The organism is Streptomyces sp. NPDC029014 (assembly GCF_055564695.1).
Map to the genome: position 1 here is coordinate 19,660 of NZ_JBVHVT010000093.1, position 15,834 is coordinate 35,493.

Genomic DNA, 15,834 nt, shown 5'->3' on the forward strand with positions numbered 1-15,834 from the left:
CCCAACAGCCCCCGCCAGGGGGCTCTTTCATGTGATCCGGGTCACGTGTTGTCACACCGGGCGGGGGCGCGGTGTCTTGTGGTCGACCTGGTGGCGACCGAGGAGGGCATCGTGAGTGAGCACACGGACGCGGTGGTCGTCGGTGGTGGGTACGCCGGCGTGATGGCGGCCGATCGGCTGGTGCAGCGGGACGGCGTGCGCGTGACCGTGGTCAACCCGCAGCCGGACTTCGTGCCGCGGCTCCGGCTCCACCAGTTCGTGGCGGGAACGCACGATGCGGTCGTCGACTACCGGGAGATCCTGGCCGACGGCGTCCGGCTGGTGGTCGACACCGTGGCCGCGATCGATGGGGCGGGGCGGAGCGTGACGCTGGGCAGCGGACGCGTCCTCGGCTACGACTACCTCGTGTACGCGGCCGGGAGCGGGATCGCCCGGCCGTCCGTCCCGGGAGCGGCCGAGTTCGCGTACCGCAATCTGCTGTTCACCGTCGCCTACGAGATGCTCGGCTCGGCGGTCGACGCCGAGGACGTCCTGCAGGAGACCTGGCTGCGCTGGGTCAAGGTCGATCTCGACCACGTGCGCGACCAGCGCGCGTACCTCGTGCGGATCACGACCCGTCAGGCACTCAACCGGCTGCGGAGCATGAAGCGCAGCAGGGAGGCGTACGTCGGCCAGTGGCTGCCCGAGCCGCTGCTCACCACGCCCGACGTGGCCGAGGACGTAGAACTCGCCGAGAGCATGTCGATGGCGATGATGCTCGTCCTGGAGAGCCTGTCGCCGACCGAACGGGCCGTGTTCGTGCTGCGCGAGGTCTTCGACATCGGTTACGACGAGATCGCCGAGGCCGTCGGGAAGAGCACCGCGGCGGTCCGCCAGATCGCGCACCGGGCCCGCCGGCACGTCGACGCCCGCCGCCCCCGCAGGCCGGCCTCGCCGAGCGAGGCCCGGGCGGCCCTGGAGTCGTTCCAGCACGCCCTGGAGAGCGGGAACCCGCAGGACCTGCTCGACGTGCTCGCGCCCGAGGTCGTCCTGCTCAGCGACGGCGGCGGCATCAAGCGCGCCGCGCTCCGACCCGTCATCGGCGCCGAGAAGATCGTCCGCTTCTACCTCGGCGGCACGGCCAAGTTCGCCGCCGCGATCACCTGCGAGCCCACCGTGGTCAACGGCAGCCCGGCACTCGCCGTGCACCGGGACGGCGAGCTCGACGGCGTCATGGCCGTACGCGTCGAGGAGGGGCTCATCAGCGGCCTCTACGTCGTCCGCAACCCCGAGAAGCTGACCCGCGTCACCGCCGAGACCCCGCTCAGCCTGCGCTGAGGACGCCGGGCCCGACGGCATGCACCCACTGACACCCGTACCTACACCACTGAGGGGGCCCACACCATGGCGAGAGGCACGTTCCTCAAGACCGCTACCGCCCTGCAGACCCTGACCCTGTTCTGCCAAGCGACCTCGGCCGGGCTGCTGCTGTCCACCACGTACGGGGAGACACTGCACAGCATCGGCGCCCGAGTGACGTACGGCGCCACGATGCTGTACGTGCTCGCCGCGGTCCTGGCGTGGCGCCCGGGCGGCGGATCGCCCCGGCCCGTCCTGCACTCGACCGGCTTCCTCGTCCTCGCGTCGGTGCAGGTGGTGCTGGGGATCGCGCACGTGCCCGCGGTCCATGTGCCACTGGGTGTCCTGATGTTCGGGCTGAGCGTCCTGGCGTTCGCCCGGACGCCGGCCGCGGCCCGGCTGCGGAGCCGGGGCGGCTCCGGACGGCGGCCGCAGCCGGCTGCTCGCTGACCCGGCCCGCCTCGGGGCGGCGCTCAGAGGGCGAAGAGGAGCGCGGCGCTGAGGACGATGACGACGGCGGTGGCGAAGTGGATGCCGAAGGCGGCCGCCTTGGTACCGCCGTGGCGCAGGACTATCCAGGTGTCGCCGAGGGGGGTGACCGCGACGGCCAGCATGAACCAGGCCAGGGCGTCGGCGTCGGCGAAGACGAGGAGGGCCAGGCCGACCAGGCCCGAGGTGAAATCGCGCAGGCCCTTGATGGTCAGGTAGGCGGGGTCGCCGTCCGGTCGGGCAGGGACGCCGTAGCCCGCGGCCGCGGCCTGCGGGGCGAGGAGGAAGCGGGCCCCGATGAGGAAGACGAGGGCGATGAGGAATGCGGCCAGGGTGTAGGCGATCGGAGTGAGCACGGGCTTCTTCTCCTTCGGGACGGGACTTCGAGCTGCGCTTCGGACCTTCGCGTCGTGCGGCCACTAGCATCGCTAGCGATGAGAATGATGCTAGCAGGCCGCTGCGAGAATTTCTAGCGGTGCTAGGGTCCTGGTATGTCGATTCAGGCGCGCCGGGAGCGCGAACGTGCGGAGCGGGAGCGGTTGATCGTCACGGCGGCCCGGGAGCTCGCCGAGGCGGAGGGCTGGGAGGCCGTGACGACCAGGCGGCTCGCCGAGCGGGTCGAGTACAGCCAGCCCGTCCTCTACAGCCACTTCAAGGGCAAGGACGCGATCATGGCCGCCGTGGCGGTGGAAGGCTTCGCCGAGCTCGCCGCGGAACTGCGGGAGGCACGGACCGGCGCGGCCGGTGCACGCGCCGCGCTGGTCGAAGTCAGCACGACCTACACGGGGTTCGCGGAGCGGCGACCCGCGCTGTACGACGCCATGTTCAGCCACGCCGTCGACCTGCCGTTCGCCACGCCGGATGCGCCGGAGCCGCTGCACGCGGCGTTCGGCGAACTGGCCCGGGCGATCGGGCCGCACGCCGGCGAGGACGAGGACCCGGCCCTGCTGACCGAGACGTACTGGGCCGCCCTGCACGGACTCGCGACCCTCATGCGCGGCGGGCGACTGCCGCGCGAGCAGCAACAAGGGCGCCTCACCGTACTGATCGAGCGGTTCGCCGCCGGCGGGTGAGCCCCGCCCCCTCACCCCTCTCCCCCACCCTCACGCCCCGCACGTGCCCCACCGGTGCCAACCGGTGGGGCACGCCGCTGCCTTGGCGGGCCGCCGCCGAATGGGCTTGGGTGCGTCTACCGTTTTGAAACAGGTGCGATTGAAGTACTATCTGCAAACCGGTTCAAGCGGAGTGGTCTGGAGTTGTGCATGCGAAAGCTCGTGTACTACGTGGGTGTCAGCATCGACGGCTACATCGCCGGGCCGGGCGGAGAAGTCGACTTCTTCCCGACCGGGGACGAGGAGCAGACGGCCGCCTATGCCGACTGGGTCAATGCGCGCTATCCCGAGACCGTCCCCGGCTTCATGCGCGAGGCCAAGGGTCTGGCAGGTACGGCCAATGAGCGCTTCGACACCGTCCTCATGGGGCTCGGGAGCTATCGGCCCGCCCTGGAGGCCGGGGTCGCCAGCCCTTACCCCCACCTGCGCCAGTACGTCGTGTCGACCACGCTCGCTCCCGACGTCGACCCGGCGGTCACCGTGGTCGGCACGGATCCGCTGGCGCTGGTCCGCGACCTCAAGCTGGAGGAGGGGCAGGACATCTGGCTCTGCGGCGGCGGCCGGCTGGCCGGCGCGCTGCTGCCGGAGGTCGACGAGCTGATCATCAAGAGCTATCCCGCGGTGGCGGGCTCCGGGGTCCCGGTGTTCAGCGGGGGGTTCAGCCCCACCCCGTTCACGGTGGCCGACCGGGCGCTGTTCCCCAACGACGTCACGATGACGTGGTTCACCCGCCGATGACCTCGAAGACCGCGTGCGATCCACGTGCGATTTAACGTGGGATCTGGCGGGCGGTTCGACTAGGGTGGCGGACGGAGGTGATCTCTGTGTCCACGGAGAACGAGCTGTTCAGCGCGGTGGATGCGCTACTGGAACGGGTTTCCCAGGACCCCCTGCCCCCACCGGCGGAGCGCAAGCGGCTCCGGGAGGCCGCGGGGCTGAGCCAGGACCAGATCGCGGCTGCCCTGCAGACCCGGCGCGAGACCGTGAGCGGCTGGGAGGCCGGCCGGACCGAGCCGCGCCCGCCGAAGCGCGCCGCGTACGCCAGGCTGTTGGAGGGATTGGCCGAGCGCTTCCCCCCGGTCGAGGACGCTCCCGTGGCCGGGACCGCCCCTGCCCCTGTGGTCGCGAGCGTCGTCCCCGCTGCCCCGACGGCCGAGGAAGCGGCTCCTGCGGTCGCGTCCGTTCCCCCGGCGTCACCGGCTCCCTCCGTGCCCACGGCCCCTTCGGCTCCCCGAGGCCCGGCCACTCCCCCAACCCCGGCCACTGCGGCGACCCAGGCGCCACCTGCTGTCCGTCACACGGCGCCTCCCCCGCCGCCGCGTGGCGGGCGGGAGGCGTCCGGGTCACCGGCCACGGCCGATGCGCGGTACCCGCACGGGCCGCTCGCCGTCGTCGACGTCGACGCCGACCGGCGGGTCGTCGCGTACTGCGTGGGCGGGCTGCTGCTGGACGTGCCGGCCAAGACCCTTCCGGCCCTGGTCGAGTGGACGCTCGGCGAGGCCGGACTCGGTGCCCCGCGGCTCAACGCGAACGGGCACGACGCCGATCCGGTCCTCGTGCTGACGGATGCCGCCGCCGAGCGGTTCGGGCTGCCGTCCCGACTGTCCGAGGAGGAGCGGCACACCGGGCGGCTGCCGGACGACCACAAGGTCGTCAAACAGCTCGCGAAGGCGCAGTGGCAGCTGACACGGCGCGGGCTCGGGCCCTGGGCGTGGATCTACCGGCCCGCGCAGGGCAGCAAGCGGCACTGCGTCCAGTTGTGCATCCTGGGCTGGGACGCCCTCGACAGCCGCTCCTGGGGCCGTGCCGCGGGGCTGCCCCCGGCCCAACTCGCCCGCCTGCTCGGCGTGTACGCCACCCGGGTCATCACCCCGCGCGGGACCACCGCGGTCAACGGCCTGGAGCTGATGACCGCCCTGCACCCGCCGACGCGGGCCAGCCGGCCCGACGCCGACGGCCGCCGCCACCGCGAGTACAACCCCGGCTCGCTCGGCTCCCAGCCCGTGGACTGCGCCCCGCCGGAAGCCCCCGACGGGCACCCGCTCCTCGCGCACCTGCCGCGGTTCCACCAGCGCGGGCCCGCCGAGGTCCTGGTGGAGGAGGCGTACGACTGGGCCCGGCCGCTGACCGACGAGGAATGCCTCAAGCCGTACGTGGTCGGCATCGACGTGAACATGGCCTTCGCCGCGGGCGCGAACGGCGCCGTCGTCGGCCTCGGCGCGCCCACCCACGTCACCCGGCCCGTCTTCGACGCGAAGGTGCCCGGGTCCTGGCTGGTCGACCTGTCCGGTGTGGAGCACGACCCGCGGCTGCCGTCGCCGTTCACCCCGACCGGTGAGCGGCCCCAGGGGCCGGCCTGGTACGCCACCCCGACCGTCGCGTACGCGGTGGAGCTCGGCTACGACGTCCGTCCCGTCGAGGCCTACCTGCGCAGGGAGACCGGACGGTACCTGGACGCCTGGTACCAGCGGCTGCGCGACGCCTACGTCGCCACCATGGCCGACCTCGGCGTCACCACCGGCATGGAACCACAGGCCTTCCTCGACGCGATGGCCCGGCACCGGGAGGTCGACCCCGACCTGGCACTGGTCCTGTCCGCGATCAAGGCGACCGTGAAGGGCGGCATCGGCAAGCTCCGCGAGCGGCCCCGGGGCGGCGGCTGGCGCCCCGGCCAGCCCTGGCCGGCGCTGCTGCGGCCGACCTGGCGCCCGGACATCCGCGCGGCCGTCATCTCCCGCACCCGGGTCAACATGCACCGCAAGATGCTCAAGCTCGCCGGCGCCACCGGCCGCTTCCCGGTCGCCGTGCTGTCCGACTGCGCCGTGTACGCGTCCGACGGGCCCGGCCCGCTCGACGTCCTCCCCCACGACGGCGGCAAGCCCCTCAAGGGCGGCTTCCAACTGGGCGTCTCCCCGGGCATGGTCAAGCACGAAGGCACCCAGACCGTACTGTGGGCCGAAGGCGTCCGCGAGGAGTACGGGAGCGACCTCAACCTGGCCCGGTACATCAAGGACGGCCAGATCACCGCCAAGGACAACGGAGAGTAGGTAGAACCCGATGCCCACGGTCGGGGAAGGACTCGAGGAGGCGCTGCAGCGGGCGTTCACCCGCCCCGTCCCCAAGAGCGCCGGTGCGCAGGTGCGCTACCTCGTCAGGCAGCACAAGGGCCGCACCAGGGACGTGGCCGAGCTGCTCGGCATCAGCCAGCGCACCGTCGAACGGTACGTGAAGGACCAGATCAGGCAGCCCCGCCCGGAACTCGCCACCCGCATCGAGCGGGAGGTGCGGCGGCGCTGGCAACCGCAGGTCCGGGCCAAGGCGAGGAAGGCCGCCGCCACCACCGGCGGCATCATGATCGACACGCGGGCCCGGTTCGGCTACACCGCCGCCCCCGGCACCACCGACGACGCCCGGCTGCGCCACCTCACCGTGGCGCTCCCGCCCGAGTTCGCCGGCCGCCTCTTCGAGGCCCAGGAAGCCGGGGCGACCGAGCAGCAGCTGCGTCAGATCGCCGCCGAGGGGCTCCAGGAGACCTACTTCAAGGACCACGGACGGCGGGCCCAGGGCCTGCTGGTCGAGTACACCGACCTGGAGCACGTCGAGTTCGACCTGTAGGGCGCGCCCGGCCCTGCTCGGCCCTGCGCGGGGGCGCTGACCGGTGGGCCGGAACACACGGCTGGTGCGGCTCCCCCGGCGGCCGACGGAGGACCATCGAGGTCTCCCCAGCCGACGTCGCCGGTCCGTGACCGGTCGGAGCGACCTCCCGACCCCGGTCGAAGCGGCGGGCCGGCCGATGCCACCGGGGCTTGGTCCAGCAGGACGAAATCGGCGCCCGGCGCGGCTCTGTCGGCGCCCGCGGCCCCCTCGAACGGTCATGCTCGAACCTCGGCCGGCCGTAGGGGACCTCCTCCCGTGCCCGGTGTGCGTGCGGCAGCGGGGTGTGCGTCAGATGCCCCCGGCCGGGCTCGTGCGGGCCGCCGACCGCTCCGTGTGCCCTGCCGTACGTACCCCTCACCTCCGACCGACGGGAGTCGACGTGCAGGTCACCGATGCTTCCGAGGACACGGACCGGGTGCCGGACCGGGATCCGGCGACCCGGATGCACACGGCGTCGCGTTCGGTCCCTGTGTCGTCTCCGGGGGTCCGTACCGCCCCCTCCCTCGGTACTCCCTCCCCCATCGGCCCGGGGGACTGAAGCCTGGTGAACACCCCTTCAGTCCCTGTCCCTTCAGTCACTACAGAAACCTGCAGGTCAGGGGCCCGGGCAGGGACTGAAAGGGACTGAAGGGACTGAAATCCCTAGTTATGAGCTGCCCACGCTACTGCAGTAATACCTACTGATTACATACGGGCGCGCATACACACACGCACATAAAGGCTGGAAACAGGGATTCTGAGTCCCTTCAGTCCCTGCCTCCTGGTCGGCAAGCCTGTGACCTGCACTTTTCTCCAGGGACTGAACGAGCAGGGACTGAACGCGAATCCGCAGGCTTCAGACCCTGGAGCGGTAGCGGTCGTTCCGGAAGCGGTCGAGGGGCTTCGTCGGACACAGGGACCGAAAGGGACTGAGGGACCGGGTTGCGGACGGGCGGAGGGACTCAGGGACCGAAGGGCCGAGGAGGGCGGGCCGGGCGACCGAGGGACTGAGGAGTTGAGGAACCGGAGGGTCCGGGTCCTCATATCGGAGCGGGGAGAGGCCGCGGCACCCGCGGCAGGTCTGGCCCCCGGCCACGACACGCCCGGGCTGTGCTGGCGTTGGAGAAGGGGCCTCTCCGGACAAAACGGTTGGAAAATCTCAGGGACTGAGGGACTGAAGGGACTGAACTTTCGATATTGGGGAGATTGCATCCCGGGCAGCGGCAGTCTCTGGGGTAGTCTCCGGCATAGTGAATCTTCAGTCCCTCTGGTCCCTGAGGTGCAGGTCAGCCCGCACCGCCGGAAACCTGGCCGCGGGACCGGAGCAGCCGCCACTAACAATGCGTCAAGGAAGAGCCAGTGCCCGTCCATTCCGAGAACCTGCCACACCGTGAGGGTGGCAGGACGGCACGGGACGTGGCCGCCTGGCTGGCCGGGCGGGGCTACCCCGTGCATCCGCTGGCGCCCGGGGCCAAGACGCCCGCCCCGAACTGCCCCGGCTGCCGCAGCGCCCAGCATCCCCCGCAGGAATGCCCCTGCCACGCCCTGGGCCGCTGGTGCCACGGTTTCCACGCGGCCAGTACGGACCTCCGCACGGTGCTCCGCTGGTGGGACAGCGAGCCGGACTTCGGGGTCGGGGTCTCCTGCGGGCCGGCACGGCTCGTGGTCATCGACGTCGACGCCCACCCTGCCCCGCTGCCCGACCGTCAGCGGCTGCTGCCCGGCATCCCCGTGGACGACCGGGTGGACCTGACCGGGCTGGAGAGCGGCTTCGACACGCTGGCCCTGCTGGCCGCGTACCGCTCGCGGCCCAACCCGTGCGAGGACGCCTCGACCCTGCGCGTCCGTACGCCCTCCGGAGGAATGCACGTCTGGTACCGGGCCCCCAAGGACGGTCCGCGCTTCCGGTCCTCCAGCGGATCGAGCCCCAAGGTCGCGCTCGCCTGGCAGGTCGACGTCCGATCGGTCGGCGGATACATCGTGGCCCCCGCGACGCGTACGGCAGCCGGCGTGTACGAGGCGCTGCCCGGAGCACGGCTGCCCGCGCCCCTGCCGCTGTGGCTGACGGCCGAACTCGCCCGCACCGGGCACCTGGTCGAGACCGCCCCCGAAAAGCCCTCAGAAGGCCCCGTGGCGCCCCGTCAGGGGCTCCCGAGGGATACGCCCCGTCCAGGCCCTCGGCGGGCCGTACAGCGCGTCCTGGCCCCGCTCGTCGACGAGGTGCGCGCCTGCGGGGCCAGCCCTGCAGGAACGGCCTTCAGCGAGAAGCTCAACCGGGCGGCCTTCACCGCGGGCGGACTGGCCGCCGCGGGCCACTTCGACCCCGAGGAGTGCCGCCGGCTGCTCCTCGACGCCGCGGACCACGCACGACCGCACCAACCGCGCCGGAACCGCCTCATCGTCGAAACAGGTCTACTCGCCGGAAGCCACCGACCCATCCACCCCAAGGAACGCCCATGAGCAGCGCCGGAAGCACGGGGTTCAACGCCCAGGCCGCGGCGGAACAGCTCGCCGCGTTCACGGCGGAAGCGTCTGCCGACGCCTCCGCCGACACCCCTGCCGGCACCTCTGACGGAGCCCCTGCCGATACGTCGGCCGACCCGCCCGGAGCCACCGCCAAGCGCGGCCGGCGCGGCGGCCGCCGCTTGCCCGCCCAGCAGACCGCGGCCCCGGCCGGGTCGACCGCGGGCGACTTCATCTCCGCCGGCCTGCTGCGCAACCTCACCGACCGCGGCAACGCCAAACTGTTCGCACACCTCCACCACGACCGGTTCCGCCACGTCGAGGGACTGGGCTGGTACGTGTGGGACGAGTACCGGTGGAAGCGCACCGGCGGCGAGAAGGCCGCGATCTGGGCCGCCGGAGAGATGGCCGAGGAACTGCCCGGCCACGACCCGCGCGGCGTCTTCACCGACCGCGAACTCGCCCAGCACCGCAAGCGCGCCATGTCCACGTCGGGCGTGAAGGCCATGCTCGCCCAGGCCAAGGCCTCCCCAGAACTCGCCCTGGACCCGGACTCCCTCGACGGCGACAAGTACGCCCTGTGCACCCCGTCGGGCGTGGTGGACCTGCGTACCGGCGACCTGCACAAGCCCGACCCCATCCGGGACCTGCACTCGCGCGCCACCCACCTGGCCCCCGAGGCCATGCCGACGCCCCGGTTCCACGACTTCCTGCACCAGACCTTCGGCGACGACGACAAGGGCAAGGAGATGATCAACTTCCTTCATCTCCTGCTCGGCTACTCCATCACCGGTGACGTCGGCGGCCAGGTCCTGCCCTTCCTGTACGGCGTCGGCGCCAACGGCAAGTCGGCCCTCCTCGACGTCGTCATCAAGATCCTCGGCGACTACGCGGACGTCGCCCCGCCCGGCTTCCTCATGGAGCGCGGCAAGTTCAACGAGCACTCCACCGAGCTGACGGAGCTCCACGGCCGCCGCCTGTTCGTGTGCAGCGAGCTCAAGCCGCACGACAAGTTCGACGAGGCCCGCGTCAAGCTGCTCACCGGCGGTGACCGCCTCAAGGCCCGTCGCATGCGGCAGGACTTCTTCAGCTTCGAACCCACGCACAAGCTGTGGCTGCTGGGCAACCACCGCCCGGAGGTCGGCACCGGCGGCCACGCCTTCTGGCGGCGCATCCGGCTGATCCCCTTCGAGCGGGTCGTCCCCGATCACCGCAAGATCGACAACCTGGCGGAGGCGCTCGTCCAGGAGGAGGGCCCGGGCATTCTCCACTGGATGATCCAGGGCGCCAAGGGCTACCTCGCGACCAAGCCGGCCCTGACCGGGCCCAGTGTCGTCCGTACGGCCACCCAGGCCTACGCCACGACCGAGGACCACATCGGGCGGTTCCTCGCAGAATGCTGCACCACCGGGGCTGACCTGCCCGATGCCCGCGATCTGAAAGTGGAGCAGGGAGCCCTCTACCGGGCCTACAGTGCATGGTGCCTTGATGGAGAGGGCCTGCGCCCCGCCACCACCCGCGCGTTCGCCACACGTATCCGCGCCGAGGTCGGCGTGGCCTCACCCAGTGAGATGCTCCGCTCGAACGGACAGAAGTTCTACCCCGGTCTCGCCCTCCTGGCCGAGGAGGAGTAGACACCGCGCGACGCAAACCGGGCAAACGCGACGTGATCGGCCGACGTGTGCCACCTCACACGGGTGGGCACGCCTACGATGGACAAGGAAGATGAACAGACCCACCAGCCGACGGCGGCCTGCAGGGCCCTGCCGCATATCGGCATCGGCATCGGCGCCGCTCGCGGCGTGGAGGAACCGGGGGCCCGCAAGGGCCGACGTGAACGAGGAAGGATCCAGGCCATGAGCTCGCTACTGACGGCAAGCGATCTCGCCCACGAGGACAAAGTGGTGTGGCTGGAGGACCCCGAGGAACTCGATTACGTGCGCCAGGCCCTGGACAAGACCCCGCGGCGCCGGGGGAAACCGCGCTACCACCGCGACGGGCGCATGATCGGCTTCACCGAGCTCGGCGACACGGCGGAAGCGGACCCCGACAGCGGCCTGCAGAAGCGGCGCGTCTTCTACCTGCTGCCGCACGACCGGGACGCCGAGCCCGAGGGACTGTACAAGGAAGGCGCGCCGGGCGAGGCCGTCGACCCGCGCACGATCGCGCCGCGACAGGTCGGCAAGAAGACCGTTCGGTCGCAGCGCGGACTGTCCGCGCCGACAGTTGCCTGATTCGGTCCCTTCGGTCCCTTGGGACCCTTTCCGGTTCCGGTTCGGACCCTGCCCGGTGGGCTCTTTCAGTCCCTGTGCACTCCCCCGGCCCTTGCTTGCCACTTCGGCCTGTGTGGCGGGTGGTTGGCTGCCGTTCCGCTTCTGGGGCCGTGTCGGGCTGCCCGGAGGGGGTGGCCGGAAACGGTCTGAAGGTAATGGCGGATTTGAGTCCCTTCAGTCCCTCCGGTCTCTCTTGAGTCCCTGTCGAGGCCCGGTCGAGTCCCTGTTGAGCGCTTCTTGAGTGCTCCTTGAGTCCCTCTTGGGTCCCTGTGGGCTCCGCTGAGTCCCTCTCTGAGTCCCTCCGGGACCGTCGGGTCGCCATTAACGCCGTTAACGCCCTCATGTGAAACGCACGTGGGGGCGTTAACGGCGTTAATGCCGTCAGCGCCCCCGGCGTGGGTGGTGCCCCTCCCCCGCTCAGATGCGGGTGATCAGGAGTTCCGTCACCGCCTTGAGGTCGTCCGGGGTGAGGTGGGCGGTCAGGGCGTCCGCGATCGTTTCCGGGGAGTCCGTGGCGATCGTGATGCGGGGCGTGGCGGGCGGAGCGGCTGCGGGCGTCGTGAGTGCGGGTGTCGTGAGTGCGGGTGTCGGCGCCGGCGTCGGAGCGGGGGTCCGGGTGGGCGTCGGCGTCGGCGCCGACGCCGGGGTCGGGGTCGGGGTCGGCGTCGCCGGGGTCGGAGCCGTCACCTGCGGCGGGGGTGACGGGGTCGTGCGCTGGCGGGGCGGCGCGGGGGTGTTGATGGACTCCGAGGCCGCGGCCTCCTGCTGCTCCTGCGGGAGACGGCCGATGCGCCGGGCCGGCTCCACCTTCAGCTCCCCCGTGTCGACCTTGTCCTGGAGGGCCGGGGTCAGGTTCAGCAGGGTCAGCCGCTGGGAGACCCAGGCCGGGGTCTTGCCGAGCCGCTTGGCGACCTGGGCCTGGGAGCCGTGCACGTCCACCAGCTCCTGGAGGGCACGGGCCTGGTCCATCGGAGCTACGTCGACGCGGTGCACGTTCGCGATGAGCGCCGACTCCAGGATGTCCGCGGCCGACGCGGCGAGGGAGTCGTTCACGTGGATGTGCAGGGTACGCAGGCCCGCCAGGTGGGCCGCGGCCAGGCGGCGGTTGCCGTCGATGACCACGTACGGGGCGCGGCCCAGGCCCTCCGTCTGCCCGGGGTGCGCATCCATGAACGCCATGCGGGTGGCGACCGCGAGGGGCTGGAGCTGACCGCGGGAGGCGAGGGACTGGGCCAGCTCGTCGAGCTCGGTCAGGTCCTCGCGGAGGTTGAACGGGTTGTGGGCGAGGGCCTCGATGGGCACCTCGGACGGCGGGACCACGCCCGAGGTAGGGGCCCCGGTGGCCTCCGCGATGGCTGCCCGGCGAGAGCTGACGCTGACGGGCTGGGCGCGCGCGAACGACGCCGAGACTCCGAGCTTGTCGGCCTTGCTGCTCATGAGATCTCCCGGGCCAGGGCACGCAGGGCGACGGCCTGGTCGCCCTTGGGGGCGTAGACGAAGAGGGGCTGCTTCATGCGTACGGCCTCGCGCTGTTCCTTGAGGTCCGGTACGACGGCGACGACACGCGGATCCTTTATGTCCATCCACGCCTGGAGGGAGGAGGTCGCGATGAAGCCGCGCCGGCCGTCGTAGAGGTTGACGACGAGGCCGAGGTAGTCGATGTCGAGGCTGAGGTCGTCGCGGAGGTCGTTGATCTGGGAGGTGAGGAGGTCGTACGCGTCGGCAGAGGAGTCCTCGGCCTGGACGACGATCAGCGCGCCGGACGCGCCCTGCTGCTCGGTCTCGCGGCGCCGGCCGTAGTAGATGGCGGCGTCCATGCTGAGGCCCAGGCTCGGGGGGCAGTCGATGAGGATGACGTCGTAGTCGGATTCGAGGGGTGAGAGGGCGCGTTCGAGGGCGGCCTCGCGGGCGCGGACCGTGGAGAGGCGGACGTCGAGGAGGAAGGCGTCCGTGCAGGCCGGGAGGAGGTGCAGGCGGTCGCCGAAGCGGTCGTGCTCGATGGAGACGACCAGGTCGGCGAGCGGGCCCTTGGCCTCTCCGGCCATGTGGCAGGTGAGGCTGTCGCCGCCGATGGGGAGCGGGTGGTGGCCGAGCTGCTTGGTGAGGTGGCCCTGGGGGTCGAAGTCGACCAGCAGGACGCGCATGCCGAGGCCCGGGAGGTCTTCCAGGTCCAGGGGGGTGGCGGCGGTGTCGGGGTGGAGGGGGGAGGGCGCCTCTTCGGGTGAGGAGCGGCGGGCCATTTGGCGGGCCACGCGGACGGGGTGCAGGCTGTCCGGGTCCTCGGCCAGTGCCTCGCCGGTGCCGGCGGTGATGGCGGTCTTGCCGACGCCGCCCTTCTGGTTGCACACGACGATGCGGCGTACGACGGAGGGGCGCTTGACGGTGGGGGCCGGGTTCATCTCCAGCCAGAGGCGGACGGCTTGGGCCAGCCCCTGGATGAGGGAGACGCCGCGGTCCTTGGCGTCGGTGCGGAAGGACTCCCACTGGCCGGCGGGCAGCCAGGTCGAGAACGACTCGGCGCCCGACGTGTCGACGGGGGAGGGGGCGGACGCGAGCGCGCTCCAGTGGGCGATGCCCTCGTGGACGGCGTCCTGGATGTCCACCCGGAGTTGGGCGGTGCGGATTTTCAACTCCTGGCGGAGCCACGGGGGCAGCTTGGAGACGACCTTCTCGCGGTCGCTCTGGGAGGAAGGCGAAGTCATGAGAGGGACTTTACTAACGTTCCGGGGTGGATGTGGGCGCCACGCTTGGGTTTTGCTAACGGATTGGGGTGTGAAGGCGCCCGGAGGGGCCGATGCCGGTGGGGTGGCGGGTCAGCCGGCGGTGGCGTGAGCTGTTGTGGGGGCCGTTGTGGCGAGGCCGAGTTCGGTGCGGCACGCGGGCGATGCCGCCGGGTCGAAGTGCGATATGCGGTGCGCGGGCACGATCCCCGGGAGCAGGAGGTTCCACAAGTCGACGACCCGGCTGTGCAGGTCCTCGCGGGCGGTGCGGACGTGCGAGGTGACCTGGATTCCGGTGAAGGAGCCGACCAGTAGCGTCGAGAGGTTCGGGACGCTCAGCGAAGGAAGTATGTCACCGGCCTTCTGGGCGGGCGTCAGGCAGGCCCGGAGAGTGTCGATCCATACGTTGTACGGCGACGGATCCGGGTCCGTGAACGAGCCGAACTCGATGATCAGGCGGATGCCGGCTCGGATGCGGGGGTCGGTGAGCAGCCCGTGCGTCATCCGGTGCGTCAGGTCGATGACCGTCTGAAGTCCGACGCCGGCACCCGGCCCGACGGTGGCGGAAATGCCCTCGGAGACCCGCAACTGCTCCTCGATCAGGGTGCGGGCGAGAGCTTCCTTGGACGGGAAGTGGAAGTACAGGGCGCCCTTGGTGACTCCGGCGTGCCGGACCACGTCGCCGAGGCTGGTGCCCCCGAAGCCGTTCCGGTCGAAGGCGATGGCCGCGCCGTCGAGGATCGCCTGCCGGGTGATTTCGGCGCGTTCCTGTCGGGGCCTGGCCACGTGGGTCTCTCCTGCGGGTGGGTGGCCGAGCGGCTGGGTGGGGTCGCTGCGGCGGGACTGGTGACAGGGCCAATGTAGTGGCGTGATGAGGGGCTGTGGGTGGGTTTGGCGTTAACGCCGTTAATGGGGTGTCCCGGGGTGTCCTGAGGCAGTGCGCGGCGTCGGCGTGCCTTGCCGCTTGCCGCTTGCCGCTCGCCGCTTGCTGCCGTGGTGCTTGGGCGTGTTAACGGCGTTAACGCCGTTGACGCGGATCGTTCCTCGACGCCGACCCCTGGAAGTGTGGGGGTGTTCGTTGCGCCGTGGGGCTGGTGGCGGAAGCCTGGGGGCGGTGGGGGCCTTACGTGATCCGCTCGAAGCAGTGCTCGTTGCCGTGCCCGTGGTCGTGCTCGCGTGTGGTCTTGCCGGAGCCGTGGTGCGCCGGCTCGGGCAGCCCGCCGTGGTGGGGGAGATCCTGGTGGGGATCGTGCTCGGGCCCTCGTTGCTCGGGTGGCTGTGGCCCGAGGGGAGTCGGTGGCTGCTGCCGGGGGAGGTGCTCCCGTACCTGGGGGTGCTGGGGAACTTGGGGCTCCTGGTCTTCATGTTCCTGGTGGGGCTAGAGCTGGATCCGGGGCTGTTGCGGGGGCGGGGGCCGGCCGTTGTGGCCGTCAGCCAGGCGAGCCTGTGGGTGCCGCTGGGGCTGGGGGCTCTGCTCGCGCTGGCGATGTACGGCTCGTTCGCGCCGGAGGAGGTGGGGCGCCCGGAGTTCGTACTGTTCGTGGCCGTCGCGCTGAGCGTGACCGCGTTCCCGGTGCTGGCGCGGATCCTGGCGGATCAGGGGCTGCAGGGCACGCCGGTGGGGACGGTGGCGATGGCCTGTGCGGCGGTGGCCGATGTGGTGGCGTGGTGCCTGCTGGCGGTGGTGGTGGCCATGGCGGGAGCGGCGGGGGAGGGAGCGGGGGGGGGGGGGGGGGGGGGGGGGGGGTGTTGGATGGACCGCCCTGCGATTATCCCCCGCTTGTCTCTTCTGGCTAGCTGGTA

Annotated in this window: 14 protein-coding genes; 10 read left to right on the forward strand and 4 right to left on the reverse strand. The window is 71.4% G+C overall.

Features of this window, described 5'->3' with window-relative positions; all coding sequences use genetic code 11:
• The first annotated feature begins 132 nt into the window (after positions 1-132).
• Positions 133-1,317: an RNA polymerase sigma-70 factor gene (locus ACZ4VL_RS34325; RefSeq protein WP_468208104.1), complete on the forward strand. Its 1,185-nt coding sequence runs from the start codon at positions 133-135 to the stop codon at positions 1,315-1,317.
• 66 nt (positions 1,318-1,383) lie between these two features.
• The gene (locus tag ACZ4VL_RS34330) at positions 1,384-1,788 is read left to right on the forward strand and encodes a hypothetical protein (protein WP_468208076.1); all 405 of its coding nucleotides are present in this window, start codon (positions 1,384-1,386) and stop codon (positions 1,786-1,788) included.
• A 23-nt stretch (positions 1,789-1,811) separates the two neighbouring features.
• On the opposite strand, the gene ACZ4VL_RS34335 is transcribed toward ACZ4VL_RS34330, so the two are convergent.
• On the reverse strand, positions 1,812-2,183 hold the full coding sequence (locus ACZ4VL_RS34335) for a DUF4267 domain-containing protein (protein WP_468208078.1): 372 nt from the start codon (positions 2,181-2,183) through the stop codon (positions 1,812-1,814).
• A 135-nt stretch (positions 2,184-2,318) separates the two neighbouring features.
• Between ACZ4VL_RS34335 and ACZ4VL_RS34340 the strand changes: the two genes are divergently transcribed.
• The 7 genes from ACZ4VL_RS34340 to ACZ4VL_RS34370 all read left to right on the forward strand — a co-directional run bounded on the left by ACZ4VL_RS34340 (position 2,319) and on the right by ACZ4VL_RS34370 (position 11,272).
• Positions 2,319-2,900, forward strand: a complete 582-nt coding sequence (locus ACZ4VL_RS34340; RefSeq protein ID WP_468208081.1) for a TetR/AcrR family transcriptional regulator — start codon at positions 2,319-2,321, stop codon at positions 2,898-2,900.
• 189 nt (positions 2,901-3,089) lie between these two features.
• Positions 3,090-3,677, forward strand: a complete 588-nt coding sequence (locus ACZ4VL_RS34345) for a dihydrofolate reductase family protein (protein ID WP_468208084.1) — start codon at positions 3,090-3,092, stop codon at positions 3,675-3,677.
• Between the two features lie 86 nt (positions 3,678-3,763).
• Positions 3,764-5,986: a telomere-associated protein Tap gene (gene tap / locus ACZ4VL_RS34350; protein ID WP_468208087.1), complete on the forward strand. Its 2,223-nt coding sequence runs from the start codon at positions 3,764-3,766 to the stop codon at positions 5,984-5,986.
• A gap of 10 nt (positions 5,987-5,996) precedes the next feature.
• Positions 5,997-6,554: a telomere-protecting terminal protein Tpg gene (gene tpg / locus ACZ4VL_RS34355; protein WP_468208089.1), complete on the forward strand. Its 558-nt coding sequence runs from the start codon at positions 5,997-5,999 to the stop codon at positions 6,552-6,554.
• Positions 6,555-7,934: 1,380 nt separating this feature from the next.
• Positions 7,935-9,035 (forward strand): bifunctional DNA primase/polymerase, encoded by a 1,101-nt coding sequence (locus ACZ4VL_RS34360; protein WP_468208091.1) that lies wholly within the window; start codon positions 7,935-7,937, stop codon positions 9,033-9,035.
• Positions 9,032-10,672: a DNA primase family protein gene (locus tag ACZ4VL_RS34365; protein WP_468208092.1), complete on the forward strand. Its 1,641-nt coding sequence runs from the start codon at positions 9,032-9,034 to the stop codon at positions 10,670-10,672. Before ACZ4VL_RS34360 ends, ACZ4VL_RS34365 begins: the two co-directional genes overlap by 4 nt.
• Before the next feature lie 222 nt (positions 10,673-10,894).
• Positions 10,895-11,272, forward strand: a complete 378-nt coding sequence (locus ACZ4VL_RS34370; RefSeq protein WP_361101043.1) for a DUF6009 family protein — start codon at positions 10,895-10,897, stop codon at positions 11,270-11,272.
• A gap of 456 nt (positions 11,273-11,728) precedes the next feature.
• On the opposite strand, the gene ACZ4VL_RS34375 is transcribed toward ACZ4VL_RS34370, so the two are convergent.
• From ACZ4VL_RS34375 to ACZ4VL_RS34385, 3 genes are all read right to left on the reverse strand, one after another.
• Positions 11,729-12,748, reverse strand: coding sequence for a ParB/RepB/Spo0J family partition protein (locus ACZ4VL_RS34375; protein WP_468208095.1), 1,020 nt, complete (start codon positions 12,746-12,748; stop codon positions 11,729-11,731).
• Positions 12,745-14,013, reverse strand: coding sequence for a ParA family protein (locus tag ACZ4VL_RS34380; RefSeq protein ID WP_468208098.1), 1,269 nt, complete (start codon positions 14,011-14,013; stop codon positions 12,745-12,747). Before ACZ4VL_RS34380 ends, ACZ4VL_RS34375 begins: the two co-directional genes overlap by 4 nt.
• Before the next feature lie 111 nt (positions 14,014-14,124).
• Positions 14,125-14,817, reverse strand: a complete 693-nt coding sequence (locus ACZ4VL_RS34385; RefSeq protein ID WP_468208099.1) for a ScbR family autoregulator-binding transcription factor — start codon at positions 14,815-14,817, stop codon at positions 14,125-14,127.
• Between the two features lie 358 nt (positions 14,818-15,175).
• Here ACZ4VL_RS34385 and ACZ4VL_RS34390 point away from each other — a divergent pair.
• The coding region (locus ACZ4VL_RS34390; protein WP_468208101.1) for a cation:proton antiporter domain-containing protein at positions 15,176-15,834 on the forward strand (659 nt) is incomplete at its 3' end.

Bases quoted from the DNA above. Each gene is read 5' to 3' on its own strand.
- ACZ4VL_RS34330 (WP_468208076.1), top strand. From the start codon at position 1,384: ATGGCGAGAGGCACGTTCCTCAAGACCGCTACCGCCCTGCAGACCCTG.
- ACZ4VL_RS34340 (WP_468208081.1), top strand. From the start codon at position 2,319: ATGTCGATTCAGGCGCGCCGGGAGCGCGAACGTGCGGAGCGGGAGCGG.
- ACZ4VL_RS34345 (WP_468208084.1), top strand. From the start codon at position 3,090: ATGCGAAAGCTCGTGTACTACGTGGGTGTCAGCATCGACGGCTACATC.
- tpg (WP_468208089.1), top strand. From the start codon at position 5,997: ATGCCCACGGTCGGGGAAGGACTCGAGGAGGCGCTGCAGCGGGCGTTC.
- ACZ4VL_RS34365 (WP_468208092.1), top strand. From the start codon at position 9,032: ATGAGCAGCGCCGGAAGCACGGGGTTCAACGCCCAGGCCGCGGCGGAA.
- ACZ4VL_RS34370 (WP_361101043.1), top strand. From the start codon at position 10,895: ATGAGCTCGCTACTGACGGCAAGCGATCTCGCCCACGAGGACAAAGTG.
- ACZ4VL_RS34375 (WP_468208095.1), bottom strand. From the start codon at position 12,748: ATGAGCAGCAAGGCCGACAAGCTCGGAGTCTCGGCGTCGTTCGCGCGC.
- ACZ4VL_RS34380 (WP_468208098.1), bottom strand. From the start codon at position 14,013: ATGACTTCGCCTTCCTCCCAGAGCGACCGCGAGAAGGTCGTCTCCAAG.